A 13,597-nucleotide genomic window follows, 5' to 3' on the forward strand; every position below is an offset into this window, starting at 1 on the left:
GGCTGAGGGGGAGATCGTGAGTAATTCTCACCACATACAGTTAAGTCGTGTAATTTCAAACACTTAACTATACATTTCGAGTGCCTCGGGATAGTCGATTCTATCAGGTCACGAGCGCGTAAATTTGGGGCGATGTGCCGAATTTACGCCATAGATCGATAGGAGAACACAATGGCTACTTTCAGGAAACGCGGTGCCAATTGGCGCGTCGAGGTTCGAAAACAGGGCTTTTACCTGTCGGCAACGTATAGCACAAAAGCCGAGGCGCGGGAATGGGCCATCCTCAAAGAGGCCGAAATCTCATCAGGCAAAATAGTTATTGAAGAGGCGGTAGCAGAGCGCCTCCTCGTGCGGGATGCCTTCACGCGCTATGCCAAGGAGGTCTCACCGACCAAACGCGGCGCCCGTTGGGAACTCATCCGGCTGAACTCTCTCTGTCGTGATCCGCTATCCCGCGTTCGGCTTGTAGACCTCAAGACCCAGCACATGGCGAAGTTCCGAGATGCCCGCCTCAAGAATGTATCACCTAGTACTGTGAACCGAGATCTCAATCTCATCTCCGCCGTGTTCACGAGGGCGCGCAAGGAATGGGGCTGGCTCAAGGTAAATCCCGTACATGATCTGGACCGGCCCAAGCAACCTCGCCCGCGTGACCGTCTGATCAGCGAGGATGAAATCGATCGCATCATCATAGTACTCGGGTATCAGGAATATTCCCCTATCCGCACCAGAAGGCAACTGGTGGGGCTTTTCTTCCTGCTTGCCATTGAGACTGGCATGCGGCTTGGGGAGATGTGCAGCATGGACGATTCTTCCGTACACCTAGCCGAACGGTATGTGCAACTGGACCAGACCAAGAATGGCGACCAACGTCAGGTACCGCTCTCCTCAAGGGCAGTGGAACTATGCGAGCAATTCCTCCAGACAGCGCTTCGGATAGATTCTCGGGTGGCCTCGACCTTCTTTCGGCAGGCGGTGGCAAAAGCGGAGATCGAGAACCTCCACTTCCATGACACCAGACATGAAGCGATCACACGGCTTTCCAAGAAGCTTGATGTACTCGCCCTTGCCCGCACGGTGGGGCATAGGGATCTCAAGAGCCTGATGATTTACTACAACGAGTCCGCAACAAAACTGGCGCAGATGCTGGGGTAATAGGAAGGCTATCCCTTTGCACTGCTCAAAGCCCAGACAGGCACAAACCATGAGCCATCACGTTAAGAATATGGCTCATGGTTTTTCTCGGTGTCGGCAAGCGAGTGCTTTAAAAGGCATTTACCTGTATTATTTCGTCAACGACGTCGTAAGTTTGATATTGCCATGCCAACCGAGAAGACACTGGAAGATCGAATGATGTACCGTATAAAACGAAGTGCGGTGCCTGTTTTCGTGATAGGCGATTTTAAGGACTTATCTGGCGGCGATCAGATTGGCCGCGTCCTCAGATGCATGACCAAATCTGGCTCTCTCATCAGAATTGGCAAAGGTATCTATGCCCGCAGCAAGATCTCATCACTGACCGGCAAGCCGACAATTGAGTGGCCAATTCAGGAACTCGCAAAGGCTGCGCTTATCAAGCTAGGAGTGACGATTACCCAGTCCCGTTGCGAGAAGGCATATAATGAGGGGCGGACAAGTCAGGTTCCAACGGGCCGCGTTATCGGCGTTAAGAGCCGTATATCTCGCAAGATTGGCTACAATGGAAATTTCGTGACCTTCGAGCAATCATCATAGAGCTGCAGAGGTCTATCTGAAAATTGCGTCAAGTTTCAGTCGAACATCATTCATCGGCCAGTTGCTCATCGACATCCATGTTCTCGTGCAGGATGCGGACGACATGCACCTCCCCCTCCCGCACCAGATAGACGATCAAGTGTTTCTCATGATGAAAGATGCGAACAGGCGGTGTGAACTCGAAGCGTTCACGACAAACATGCGGCGTATTGCTCAGAAAGCGGAAGGCATGCTCAAAACCATCAAGGTATGATACGGCCTGATCCGTCCCCCACATGCGGAGGGTATAGTGCCAGATATTTTCCAGATCGGCTTCGGCTGCGGGGAAAAGCCTATAGATCGCCATCGCTTCCGCTTGCGGTCATTCGGCTTTTAAACTCCTGCATGTCGAAGGCTTTGGCAGGGCCGCTTGCGAGCCCCTCGGTGATAGCCTGCTGCATAGCCTTGATCTTCGCGCTTCGTTCCTGATCCTGACGGATCAAATCGCGCACATAGTCGCTACCGCTGGCATATCGGCCTTCATTCACACGATCCTGCACCCAATTGCGCATCAGGTCTGGCAGGGAAATATTCATAGTTGCCATTATTTTTGTCTCCATACCTGTCCATAATGCCATTTTTTGCCAATAATTGTCAAATCGGAAGGCAGGCGCTGGATTGGAGACACTGCATCTCAAACGGTTGACTCCTTATATGAATGTTCTTACTTTGTTCTCATTCAAAACCAGAGACGAGCGATATCATGCCCAAGGATTTTACTACGATAGAGGATGCAACCGAAAGACTAGAAGCAATAGCTGCCGCAATCGATGAGGATGGTCTGGTTTGGTTGCCATACGTCCGCACGCCAGCCAAAGCCATATACCGACAAATAGAAGAGCTGCTCCCTCACAAATCACTCTATATGGCCTCGCCCGCGCCGGATTGGGACCACGTCATTATTGAAACAGATAGACTTCCTGACTGGATGACATGGTTAGAGCAACACGCGCACACACGATATGCATTGAAGGAGCAAGGCTTGGGGGAGCATCTACTGCCACCCTTGCCACGTAATATTACTCCTCTGACCGATGAAGATCGTTATTGAACCGCCTAAATGGCGATGCGGATAAACAAGTAGGTTCTGGCTTCAAAAGTAACATGATCGGCATTCACGGGATCAACAGAGCTGGTGCATAGCGGAACTCGATAGTGTTGAGTTTTGATAGAGCGGTACAGAGACAGATTGGTTGCAAGCTCTGTTCAGCAGGAGCGCAATGCGTGTCTGAGCTGCTCGCGGCGATACTGCTGTTCCTGCACGGCTTGCGGTGGGATGAACGCAATCTCCACCGCATACCCGGCTACACTCGCCGCATTCCGTCTTAGTGCTTCATACCGGCCCAGCCACGTTGCAATGTCACCCTCAGTGCCAAATAGCACTCGCGCCCATTGTTCCACTGCCAGCTTGTCCCGCACGAACGCTTCAAGCTTTTTTTGGTGCTCGGCATCAGGCGCCACCATCCAGACGGTCGTGAAGCCCGCTTCCAGAGCTTTCTCGATATTGGAGAGTTCATAGGGCGCGCGATTGGTCACCGAAACCTCAATCGCAATCCGAAGTCCATGCCCAAACAGCACCACGTCGATACGTTTGTCGTTCGGGAGCAGATATTCCACACTCGCCGTAAACCCGTGTTTCTTGGCTTTCTTGGCGATTTTCTCCTGAATGGCACGATGGCCTGCGACTTGCGCCTCCTGCGCAACGTCGGGCGACACAGGGGCTCCTGGAATCCGTTCTGCCTCGGAGATTGTTTCCTGCACCGATTTTGGCTCAGGTTCCGGCAACACTGCTTCCAGCACATAACACACCCGCTCCCGGTTCCACTCCATGAGCGCTTCATAATCCTCGGTGCTCATAGCGCCCTGCTGTTCAAGAAATCCAATCGGAATATCAATCTTCAGTGCATGTGGTCTCTGATTGCGAACCGACAGCGCGAACTCGGTCTGGTCCGCGCGCTTTCGCATGGAGAGCAGCATGTCCACACTGGTTCGCATATCGGAGGCGAGTGCCCGCGCATCCTTGTCGCTGATGCCTCCGGCAAACTTGATCGTGGTATTAGCTGCCAGCACCGCATTCAGCCGTGTCGAAGTTTGTGCCAAATTCTGGTGCGCCATGATGAGTCCAAAGTGCTGCTTCCGTCCCTGCACCAGCAAGGTCTCAATGGTTTCATCAAAATAGTCTTGGGCTTCATCCACATATAGGAATGTCGGGGTGCGTTCATTTTCCTTGAGTGTGGCGCGTTCCATGATCGCATGTTCAATCAGCGACAGCACAAACCGCCCAAAGATGGCCGCCCCGTCAGCCTTCAAAAGATCTTTGGCCGTGTTCACCAGAATGATGGTGCCGTCATTCAGTGCATCGAAAAAATTGATCTTCGACTTCGGCGCCGAAAACAGGCGGTCAAATGTGGGGATGGACAATACTGTATACAGCCTCTGTTTGATCTGCTGCCGCGTCGAACTGAATCCGCCTCTTGAGAATTCCTGCTCGAAGAAGCGCTTGGCTGTAGGATCAAGCTGCTGGATGTATTTCTTGAACGGTGCCGGGTTGTCCATCAGCTCAATAAGCGTATGAATGGTGGCTCCGTTGACGGTCAGCATCAGGCGAGCAAGATAGCGAAACACTGCACCCTGCTTGGCCGTCAGCTCTGCGCCCAGAAGCGAGCCAAAGAAGCGGCCATAGATATCCACCAGTGAATTGAAGGCCAGTTCCCGCTGGTGAGGCGTGTAACTCTCTAGTCGGTCAAGACCGGCATCAAACAGATTGAGCGCTGGCGGATGTTCGATATCTGCTGGGTCTATGATGATCAGACGTTCAGCAAGCGGTCCCGAAAACTGCTTAAGGTTCGACAGCTTGCGGATGAGGTCGCCCTGACTATCCACGACCACCAGCGAGAGCTTCTCTTGGGCTGCACTCTCGATGTCCCGCAGCAGCATATATTGCAGAAGCTGTGTTTTACCGTGCCCTGTGCCACCAAGCACATGGGTGTGCTCGAAACGGGTTTCTTGCGCCACCACAATAGCGACTTTGTCATCAAGGAAGGGCAGAAAGGGTGTCCCGGCCAGATAGGCTTGAGCAAGCTTGTGGGGATCCTTGATGGTTGAGGCGTCAGGGGATTTGCCCCCAGCTTGCTCCAGATTATGGTCAAATCGATGCCGAAGCCGACGGAACAAGTTCCTATCCGCTAGACCCTCATCGAAGAAGGGAAGGACCATTCCTTCAACAACAGCACCACAATGAGGAGTGCTGGACAGCATATCAGCCTCAAAGGTCTGCACGCCCGCACCGGTGCGATCAGGGTTACGGAATGGGACCGAGTACAGACTGTTTAGCGATACCGCAAGTGCATCCTGCATGGCCTGATACGTGCTCTTGAAATCCTTCATGAGATCAAGCTGTGTGCGTAACAGGGCACGCAGGTCAAAATGCTCCGCGACCGTATAGGAAGTGCCCCAGTCAATGTGCGGCAGGACAAACAGGTCTTCATAATCGATGACCTGAGCGACCAGCTCGGCAAGCTTGTTCCGGTGCGCATGTTCTTCGGACAAGCCAAAGGTATCAGCCAGGTCGCCGGCAAGCATGAGGGCAAGGCCAGCCCTGCCCATGGTATCTTCCAAGGCCTCGCGCTCCAGCAGGAACTGAACCCTGTGGTACAGGAACCATGTTTTGCGCTCTTCCGACGGGCGGAACAGACCGTTCGCAAAAGCATGGAACCGCGCAGCAATATGAAAGCCCATCAGAGGCCCTTAATTATAATCTTTTTAGCCTCGTCTTTGGGCAGCGCTTTAATAGGAAAGCGTTCTTCACCATCCCAATGCAGGGCACTTTCCATTACCTGTCTCAAGTATGAGCAGACGGTCTCAAGCCACGCCTCCTTGCGAGCGAGTTCGATCACGCTGTCGCATTTGAAATACCGACCATGGATAAGGTCCCGGACAAAGATGGTCTCTCGGTTCTGGTGATAGTACCAAAAGCCGAAAACCGCCGTGACGACCATGATGAGCAAGAAGGCAAACAATGCGTTCGCGAATATAGCCCTCGCCCCGAACATGGCGAGGGAAAGCAGCCACAAAAGGATAAACACGCCGAGGCTTCTTAGAAATGCCTTCCTCGCAAGCGTGGGCTGGTAGGTATAGATTAAGACGGCTTCGTCGAAACGGTATTTCTTGGTGAGCGCCTGCTCTTGATCATCAAGGTCAAGCTTGCAAAACAATTTGAATGAAGCACGACCGATCCCGCCCTCTTGAGAGCGTTTAAACAGCAAATCCATGGTTACCCCCTGCCCATATGTTAGCCAAGGAGCAAAGATTATCGCAAAAATAGATAAAATTCTACTTTTAGGGAATTCGAGGCGGTAGCGTCACAGCACTGAAGGGGCGAGACGGCACACCGTCGATCATGAGCTTCAGGTAGATGTGGTGGTTGGGGAGATTGATGAGATCTTCCTGGCTGATATCTGAATAGAACTCCCGCGCCATATAGGGTGCATCCTGTGCGCCGACGCGGAAGGAGATGAGCGTACCTACGTTACCAAGAATTGCGGCGCGGATATTCTCGGGTATCTGGTGCAGATGCTGATGCGCTAAGATCAACCCAACCTTCATCTTGCGAAGCTCGGATACCGCGTTGGCAAAGCTATCTGTCGCAAAGTTCTGGAACTCATCGGCATAGATAAAAAATGGCTCACGCCTGTGCTCCGGCTGATCTGCCCGGCTGAAGGCTGCGTTGGTGAGCATCGTGACAAGAAGTCCGCCCAACAGGGAAGATGCATCGTCGCCAATCCGTCCCTTGGCTAAGTTCACGATCAGTATTTTCTGCTCGTCCATGATGCGACGAAAGGACAGTGGCTTCTCCGATGCTGTCAGCACACGATATAGCATAGGGTCGGACAGGAAGGCTCCCACCTTGTTGAGCACTGGCCCTAGTGCATTGGCACGATTGAAGCCGCCAGCTTCAAAATCATGTTCCCAGAACCGCCTCACCTGCGGATTGGCAATATGGGATATCACAGACTCTCGAAGCCGTTCATCCGTGAGCAGACGGGGAATATCTGCCAATGTCGCACGGGGCATATCCAAGAGCGCCAGCAACGCATTGCGCAAGATATGCTCCATGTTCACCCCCCAACTGCTGCCAGTCCACTGCTTTTTGAACACCTCCAACACACCGGACGCCACGAGTGGCCGAACATCCGGGGACACCCGCCGCAGAGGATTGCAGCCATACGTCTGGCGTGAGGCAGTCGTGTTGAAATGGATCAGGTCGTCGGAACGGAATAATGGGATGCGAGCTGCGATACGCTCGGCAAGGTCGCCATGCGGGTCAAGCAAAACCAAGCCGCGACCGGCACGGATGTCCTGCAGGAGCAAGTTTTCTAGAAGGGTGGTCTTACCGGTGCCCGTTTTTCCAATGACATACATATGGGATAGGCGGTCCAACAACCTGATAGATACTCTGGTTTTCTCAGTCCGACTGTTGGACCAAGCAACGTGCAACAACCCGTGGATGGACGATAACATTGCCTATATTATTACAGTTTAAAAAAGAATTTTCCAGGAGGAGAACGAAGCTAACCCCCAAGGACAGACGCTGTTTCACATGAGCTCACACTCATAGAGACCTCCAGCCTGACCTGTGACCCTTTCACCAAAACAGCTATTTATGCTTATTATTTTGGCTCAAGCGTTAGTACATCCTGTAGAAAAAAATTGAATTTACACAACTCAATCTTGTAACTTCTTGCAGTTGTTATTGGTCTATCGCGCTTTCTTGGGGGAAATAGCTTGTTGTACACAGAAAAAGAGTTGGACCAAATTATTCGTGAAATCATTGGGGCAGAGCGCCAGGTCCTATATGAGACTGGCAATTCGCCTACAGCGCGTCGAAAAAAAATCAGAGAAATCATTGATCGGCGGGCCAAAGGGAGTGACACCAATGATTCTTGATAAGATCATCCTGAAGAATTTCAGATGTTTCTATGGCGAATGCACCATCGACTTCTCACGCGACCCTGAAAAAAATGTCACCTTGATCCATGCGGAAAATGGGGTCGGAAAAACAACACTTCTGAATGCGCTCTTGTGGTGTTTTTATCGCAAAACTACAAAACGGTTTGAGCAACGAGAAGACATCCTCAACCACCAGGCTGCAAAAGAAGGGGAAGATGTTGCATGTGTTCGAGTGCAGTTCGAGCACAATGGAGCAGATTATGAAGCGGCTCGTCACTTTAGCAAAAGCGACGAATCCGTACAAAATACTCTGAAAGTGGCGAAAATCGATTACGGCAATCATGTTCCTCATACTCACGTAGAACCAGAAGCATTCATCAACTCCGTAATCCCTCGAGATATGGCTGGCCACTTCCTATTTGATGGGGAACACGCCGAGACTATTTCTGGGGAAGAAAATCGCCATGAAGTAGGTAAGGCCGTAAGAGACATCCTTGGCTGTACTCTGATTCAGAGTGCTATCGATGACCTTGACTATATCCATAAAGAATATCGAAAAAATGCGAACTCAGCCGTCGGCAGCACCAATATTCAAGAACTTGAAGACAAAGAAAAATCCTTCGAACAGCAGATACAAACAGCCAAACAGAAAATCGAGCAAGCGGAATTAGAGCTTTCTTCAATTTCCCAACAACAAATCGATATCAACAAAGAGTTGCGCGACAGTGCTGCCGCTAAGGAAATACAGCGCCGGAAAGAAGAGCTCGAGCGACACCTTAAACGCGCGCAAAACAATGCCAATGCAGCTAGGACTAAAGTGCTTAATTGGCTTGGAGACAATGGCCGCTTTCTTGTAGCAAGCAAGATTACGGAAGAAACTCATGATTGCCTAGAGGATGAAACCACTAGGGGTAAAATCCCAGCACCATACAATAAGGATTTCGTTTCATCAGTTCTGCGGGCGGAAAAATGTATCTGCGGCGCCCCATTGACAGCAGGATCTCCAGAAGCTGCTTTGGTTGCTTCCCTTCTGGACACTGCTTCAAGCAAAGTACTACAGGATCGGATCATCAAGGTGAGATCAAGGCTTGAAAGCCTTAGTGAGAACCGAACAAAGGCCCCTTCTCGCCTGAACGAGGCCCGAGCTCAATTGGCTGACGAAGAGGAAGAAGTTACTCGGCTTGAGGTAAAACTCGCCGAATGCCGAAACCAAATCAAAAACATCGACGTTGATGAGATTCGCGAAAAAGAAATCAAGTTAGAAGAGCTCCGCAATCGAGAAAGAGAAATCGATCGCGACGTAGTATCTCTTCAAATGAATATAACTCGCTGTGAACGTGAACAACGAGATATCAGTAAGCAGATTGATCAGATCACAGCGAAGAGCCGAGAAGCCAAGCGCTTCATCGCGCGTCGGGACTTGGCTAGGGACCTGAAGGAACGTTTAGAAAACGAGCTGAAAAACGATGAGGATTCTGCCAAGGCTCAGATTCGCACTTTCATTAGGGAGATCATCGACAAAACAGCTCGAAAAGATTTCGTGGTTAGCATGGATAAGAATTTCACAATCAAACTTCGAAATTCCGATGGAATGTCCATGGCCAAAAGTGAAGGCGAAAATCAGTTGCTGGGCCTTGCTTTCATCGGCGCCCTTTGCAAATTCGCTAAACTGAGAAAAAATGCCTCCGGTGAACATTTGTTGCCTGGAACCGAAGCACCTTTGGTCTTGGATTCGCCTTTCGGCAAACTTGACCAAATATACAAAGTTGCCACGGCGGAGTTCATTCCGGAAATGGCCTCTCAGGTGATCCTAATGGTATCAAGCGAGCAAGGCTCGGCAAATGTGATGGCTAGGCTTAAAGACAAGATCGGCGCTGAATTCTGCCTTATACGCCACAACACAGGAGAACAAGGCGATAAGGAGAGTGAACACATCGATATCGGGACCAAGCGAATATCCACTACTGTTTACTCTTCAAATTTCGATGGCACCGTCATTGAGGGAGTGGCTTAGATGGCACGTGCGGCGAACATAAATCGAAGCAAAATTCATGAACCCATGGTTCAGCGGTTATGTACCGATAAGCTCCCAGAACTCGGTAAATCACTGTTCCCGACCATAAGAGAGTTTATGACCTTCTCTGCACTGCTAGGATACTCGGAGGGGCGCAAAATACCGTTGGATAAATCCCAGGGAGTCGAAGACATCGCTGGTGCACAATTTGAGCACAACGAGGCTATTGAAATTCTGTGGGCTATTGGTATCGCCGAAACGAAGAGTTCAGACATTCTTAGAGAAGGTCACGAAGGCGAGTGCGCTCAGATTTTTGAAGAGTATGCAAATGGGGGAATGACCCTCGTGTCGGAGTGGCTTGAGGAGTACGCAGATCAATCTCCTGACAAAGCCATCATCGTGGGCTTGCATAAAGCTGGCTATATCACATCATCTAGTAGTGATGCAGATGTCGAACAGCAGATAGCAGATATTAGCTTTTAGAATGCTTCGCGATGTTGATATCAAAGCGGTCTACGAAAGTGAGGAAGATAATCTACTCACTGACTTTTATATTCCTGCTTTGTCAGAGGCCTCTAGTTATCAACGGTCTGTTGGATATTTTTCCGCCGCGACATTGACGTATGCTGCGCAAGCATTTTCTGTCTTTATTGAAAATGAGGGACATATCCAGCTCATCGTTGGAGCATTTGTCAGCGAAGAAGATTTTGAGGCAGTAAAGTCCGGCTATAAACGCAAGGAAATTGCCGACCAGTTAGGGACACAGTTCCTGCAACAGGTGGACGAAGAGACTTCCTCAATTTTTCAGTGTCGCGTTAAGGCCCTTGCTTGGTTGGTTTCTCACAACAGATTGGAGATCAAAGTCGCGCTGAGACCCAATGGACTGTTCCATGAAAAAGTAGGCATCATCAAAGATGCGGATGGTGATTGCATAGTTTTCACAGGATCCGCAAACGAAACAGACAAAGCTCTTTTGCCTCAATTCAACTATGAATCGATCAACGCCTTCAAATCTTGGGTGCCCGAGCTCGAACCGCATTGGAAGCCGCACGCACTCAAGTTTGAAAGGCTTTGGAACAATGAGTATTCAGGCACAGCAGTTATCGAATTTCCAGAGGCTGCCAAACGAAAACTAGATCTCATCTCTAAAGCATTGGAAGAGAAACCATCAGTAGAGATGGAATTATCCGCCTGGAATGAGTTCCTTGGGAAACCGAAAAAACAACCGACATCAACCCTTCCGAGGGTCCCGGAAAAAATCCACGGTAGCAACTTTGAGATACGGGAGCACCAAACTAAAGCTCTGAACAAATGGCGTGCAAATGACTTTATTGGCATTTTGGCCCTATGCACAGGTGCAGGTAAAACTATTACTTCAATCTATGGCACTGTACAAATAGCTAACAAGGTCCCTGGTCTTATAACCGTTATTGCGGTTCCATATCAGGATCTTGCAGATCAATGGATAGAAGTCTTGGAGCTGTTCAACATCCATGCAATTAGGTGCTATCGCTCTCGCCACCTTTGGGAAGGCCGCCTTGCGAACGCAGTTCATGCCAACCAAACAGGTACCGCAAAGTTCACCGCCATTGTTGTGGTTAATAGAACTCTTAAATCGCCTAGTTTTCAAAGACACCTCAAGGCACTTGACGCTAACAAGATGCTTTGGATAGGCGATGAATGTCACCACCATGGCTCCCTCTCTTTTAAGGGATACATTCCTACCAAAGCCCGGTTCAGGCTAGGTCTTTCGGCTACACCTGAACACTATCTCAGCGAAGAGCGCAATGAGCATCTTGAGAGCATCTACGGCAAGGTGGTTGATCAATATTCTCTCGCAGAAGCAGTCAAGAATGGCATTCTCACGCCTTATCGTTACAACGTTATCCCCGTTGAGCTTAACGCAGAAGAGTCGGACAAATATCGGACTCTATCGGCACAAATTGGCCGGATGATTGCAGCACAATCAAGCAGCAAGAAAGGCAATTCAGATAATGAACCTCTACAAGCCAAGCTTCGAGACAGAGCTAGAGTAGTTGCATCGGCCTCCCAAAAGATAACCGCACTACGGTATATCCTCGACGAAATTAATCATCCCATCCCTCACAGCTTATTTTACTGCGGGGACGGCCTAATAGATCCTGAGGACCCTGAAGAAGATGATATCGGCCTAAGGCAAATCCAAGTGGTCAGCAAAGTGCTCCATGATCATGGCTGGACAAGCTCCCAGTTCACGGCGCGGGAAAACCGAAGACAGCGAGATGAGATATTAGATAGCTTCAAACGCGGATATCGCGACTCCTTGGTCGCCATCAAATGTCTTGATGAAGGCATCGACATCCCAGCTTGTAGAACAGCATTTATACTTGCTAGTTCACGCGACCCCCGTCAGTTCATTCAGCGCCGCGGACGTATTCTACGGCGATCCAAAGGAAAAGACTTGGCGGAAATATACGACTTTCTTGTCATGCTTCCTGAGGCCGAAGATGATGAGTCAGGATATTCAAGACGACTGTTGAAAGCTGAGCTCGCCAGGGTCGCTGAGTTTGCTAGTTTATCCGCCAACAGGCACGAGTGCTATAACAGCTTGAGGCCGATCCTGACCCGGTACTCGCTGGAGCACTTGATATAGGAGGAATCTATGGCTGGGGACTTAGATCGGTTATTTAAGGCTAATGCTGCCAACGTCTATGATGTGTTTAATGGAAAAGGGCAAAACTGGCATCGATGGTGCCAGAGGTCTTGGCTTGCAAAAGTCTCAGGCAAGAGGGCTGCCTACTATTGAGGAATTTAAAACCTATTTGAAGGCATACCTTGGTGTCCCTCGCATCGACATTACCAATAAGGATGCGTGGATCGCTAGAATGAGCAAGCTTTATCTCTCCATGGCTTTTGAATAAGGTAGAAGTCAATCTAAGATGTCAGAATCTGAGTTCCCAACTCAAAAATGCGATATTTGTTCAAAGATGAGGCCTTTGGCAAAGCATCTTTTCGAACTGTCTCAATACTGTCTTTATCTGGGCGGATCTGCGAGCTATCAAAGCGGTGATGGTTCGAGAGAGGTATTTCCTTCAACGATTGGAAGTTGGCTTGAATTGGCCAGTCAACTAAAAAACGTTGAAATAAATGCATGGGAGTTTTCTGGCTCAGATGGTTTTTATTGCGGCACAGTTGCGGATTACTATGATCGTAATTCCAAGCACTATTCGAGTTACTCGACCGACCTGACCAGGTTCATCTTCATATGCAATGCGTTAGAGGAAACGTACAGATTTGTTGTTGGCCGTTATGAAACTCCTCAATTTAATAAGAAATTCCGTCTTGACAAGAAGTTAAGAGGTGTAAGCTTAAAGGCTGCGTATCTAGTGAATCAGTGTAGTAAAATGTATGTGCCTGATCAATTGGTCCATATATGTAGCAATTTCGAAAAAGCCTTTTCGTATTATCGGAAGGTATTTCCTGCCAGCTTGTCTGGCATGAATAACGTAAATTCTACGGATTTAAACTATGGCCTGCACCTACTTAGAAACCTAAGAAATTACATAGCGCACGGCGTTTTCCCTCTGATGGAGCATCCAGAAAATATTGGGAGCTCTTACTTGGCTGATGGATTCTTGGAATATCTGTTGAAATCGGGTTCCCGTACAGCAGCACTATATATTCAAATGTTCTTGGGCCAGTTCTTCAACGGGTTCAATTCCTGGGAATACGATCAAGTTGACGGTGCATGCGGCGAAGAGTTTGACCGCTTCTTGGATAATTGTAGCCCAACATATTGCCGATCTCTTCATTTTATCCAAGACTTCGAATTTGAAGACTGGATTGGCTACAGAGAAGATGGCCTTTAAACAGCAGTGGTCT

13 protein-coding genes are annotated in these 13,597 nt (G+C 49.5%); 8 read left to right on the top strand and 5 right to left on the bottom strand.

Annotated elements, in window-relative coordinates; translation table 11 throughout:
* Positions 1 to 171: 171 nt before the first annotated feature.
* The gene (locus ACN0XZ_RS01205; RefSeq protein ID WP_417455880.1) at positions 172 to 1,155 is read left to right on the top strand and encodes a tyrosine-type recombinase/integrase; all 984 of its coding nucleotides are present in this window, start codon (positions 172 to 174) and stop codon (positions 1,153 to 1,155) included.
* Positions 1,156 to 1,320: 165 nt separating this feature from the next.
* Entirely contained in the window at positions 1,321 to 1,734 is a 414-nt protein-coding gene (locus ACN0XZ_RS01210; RefSeq protein ID WP_417455881.1) for a DUF6088 family protein, read from the top strand.
* Between the two features lie 46 nt (positions 1,735 to 1,780).
* On the opposite strand, the gene ACN0XZ_RS01215 is transcribed toward ACN0XZ_RS01210, so the two are convergent.
* The gene (locus ACN0XZ_RS01215; protein WP_417455882.1) at positions 1,781 to 2,080 is read right to left on the bottom strand and encodes a type II toxin-antitoxin system RelE/ParE family toxin; all 300 of its coding nucleotides are present in this window, start codon (positions 2,078 to 2,080) and stop codon (positions 1,781 to 1,783) included.
* Positions 2,067 to 2,318 carry a type II toxin-antitoxin system ParD family antitoxin gene (locus ACN0XZ_RS01220; protein WP_417455883.1) on the bottom strand — a complete coding sequence of 84 codons (252 nt, stop codon included), beginning with the start codon at positions 2,316 to 2,318 and terminating at the stop codon, positions 2,067 to 2,069. Before ACN0XZ_RS01220 ends, ACN0XZ_RS01215 begins: the two co-directional genes overlap by 14 nt.
* A gap of 158 nt (positions 2,319 to 2,476) precedes the next feature.
* On the opposite strand from ACN0XZ_RS01220, the gene ACN0XZ_RS01225 reads away from it, so the two are divergent.
* Positions 2,477 to 2,824 carry a hypothetical protein gene (locus tag ACN0XZ_RS01225; RefSeq protein WP_417455884.1) on the top strand — a complete coding sequence of 116 codons (348 nt, stop codon included), beginning with the start codon at positions 2,477 to 2,479 and terminating at the stop codon, positions 2,822 to 2,824.
* Positions 2,825 to 2,979: 155 nt separating this feature from the next.
* Here ACN0XZ_RS01225 and ACN0XZ_RS01230 read toward each other — a convergent pair whose 3' ends face one another.
* From ACN0XZ_RS01230 to ACN0XZ_RS01240, 3 genes are all read right to left on the bottom strand, one after another.
* Positions 2,980 to 5,511 (bottom strand): type IV secretory system conjugative DNA transfer family protein, encoded by a 2,532-nt coding sequence (locus ACN0XZ_RS01230; RefSeq protein ID WP_417455885.1) that lies wholly within the window; start codon positions 5,509 to 5,511, stop codon positions 2,980 to 2,982.
* Positions 5,511 to 6,044 (bottom strand): hypothetical protein, encoded by a 534-nt coding sequence (locus ACN0XZ_RS01235; protein ID WP_417455886.1) that lies wholly within the window; start codon positions 6,042 to 6,044, stop codon positions 5,511 to 5,513. The genes ACN0XZ_RS01230 and ACN0XZ_RS01235 overlap by 1 nt, the downstream gene beginning before the upstream one ends.
* Before the next feature lie 67 nt (positions 6,045 to 6,111).
* Positions 6,112 to 7,293 (bottom strand): type IV secretory system conjugative DNA transfer family protein, encoded by a 1,182-nt coding sequence (locus ACN0XZ_RS01240; protein ID WP_417455887.1) that lies wholly within the window; start codon positions 7,291 to 7,293, stop codon positions 6,112 to 6,114.
* A 334-nt stretch (positions 7,294 to 7,627) separates the two neighbouring features.
* Here ACN0XZ_RS01240 and ACN0XZ_RS01245 point away from each other — a divergent pair, with 334 nt between their 5' ends.
* From ACN0XZ_RS01245 to ACN0XZ_RS01265, 5 genes are all read left to right on the top strand, one after another.
* Complete coding sequence (locus ACN0XZ_RS01245) at positions 7,628 to 9,736, top strand: AAA family ATPase (protein ID WP_417455888.1); 2,109 nt, start codon at positions 7,628 to 7,630, stop codon at positions 9,734 to 9,736.
* Positions 9,737 to 10,219: a hypothetical protein gene (locus tag ACN0XZ_RS01250; protein ID WP_417455889.1), complete on the top strand. Its 483-nt coding sequence runs from the start codon at positions 9,737 to 9,739 to the stop codon at positions 10,217 to 10,219. It abuts the gene before it with no gap.
* Between the two features lies 1 nt (position 10,220).
* On the top strand, positions 10,221 to 12,368 hold the full coding sequence (locus ACN0XZ_RS01255; RefSeq protein ID WP_417455890.1) for a DEAD/DEAH box helicase family protein: 2,148 nt from the start codon (positions 10,221 to 10,223) through the stop codon (positions 12,366 to 12,368).
* 70 nt (positions 12,369 to 12,438) lie between these two features.
* Positions 12,439 to 12,636, top strand: a complete 198-nt coding sequence (locus ACN0XZ_RS01260; protein WP_417455891.1) for a hypothetical protein — start codon at positions 12,439 to 12,441, stop codon at positions 12,634 to 12,636.
* 18 nt (positions 12,637 to 12,654) lie between these two features.
* Positions 12,655 to 13,584: a hypothetical protein gene (locus tag ACN0XZ_RS01265; RefSeq protein WP_417455892.1), complete on the top strand. Its 930-nt coding sequence runs from the start codon at positions 12,655 to 12,657 to the stop codon at positions 13,582 to 13,584.
* Positions 13,585 to 13,597: the final 13 nt, after the last annotated feature.

This window comes from Kordiimonas sp., assembly GCF_048264555.1.
Classification (GTDB): domain Bacteria; phylum Pseudomonadota; class Alphaproteobacteria; order Sphingomonadales; family Kordiimonadaceae; genus Kordiimonas.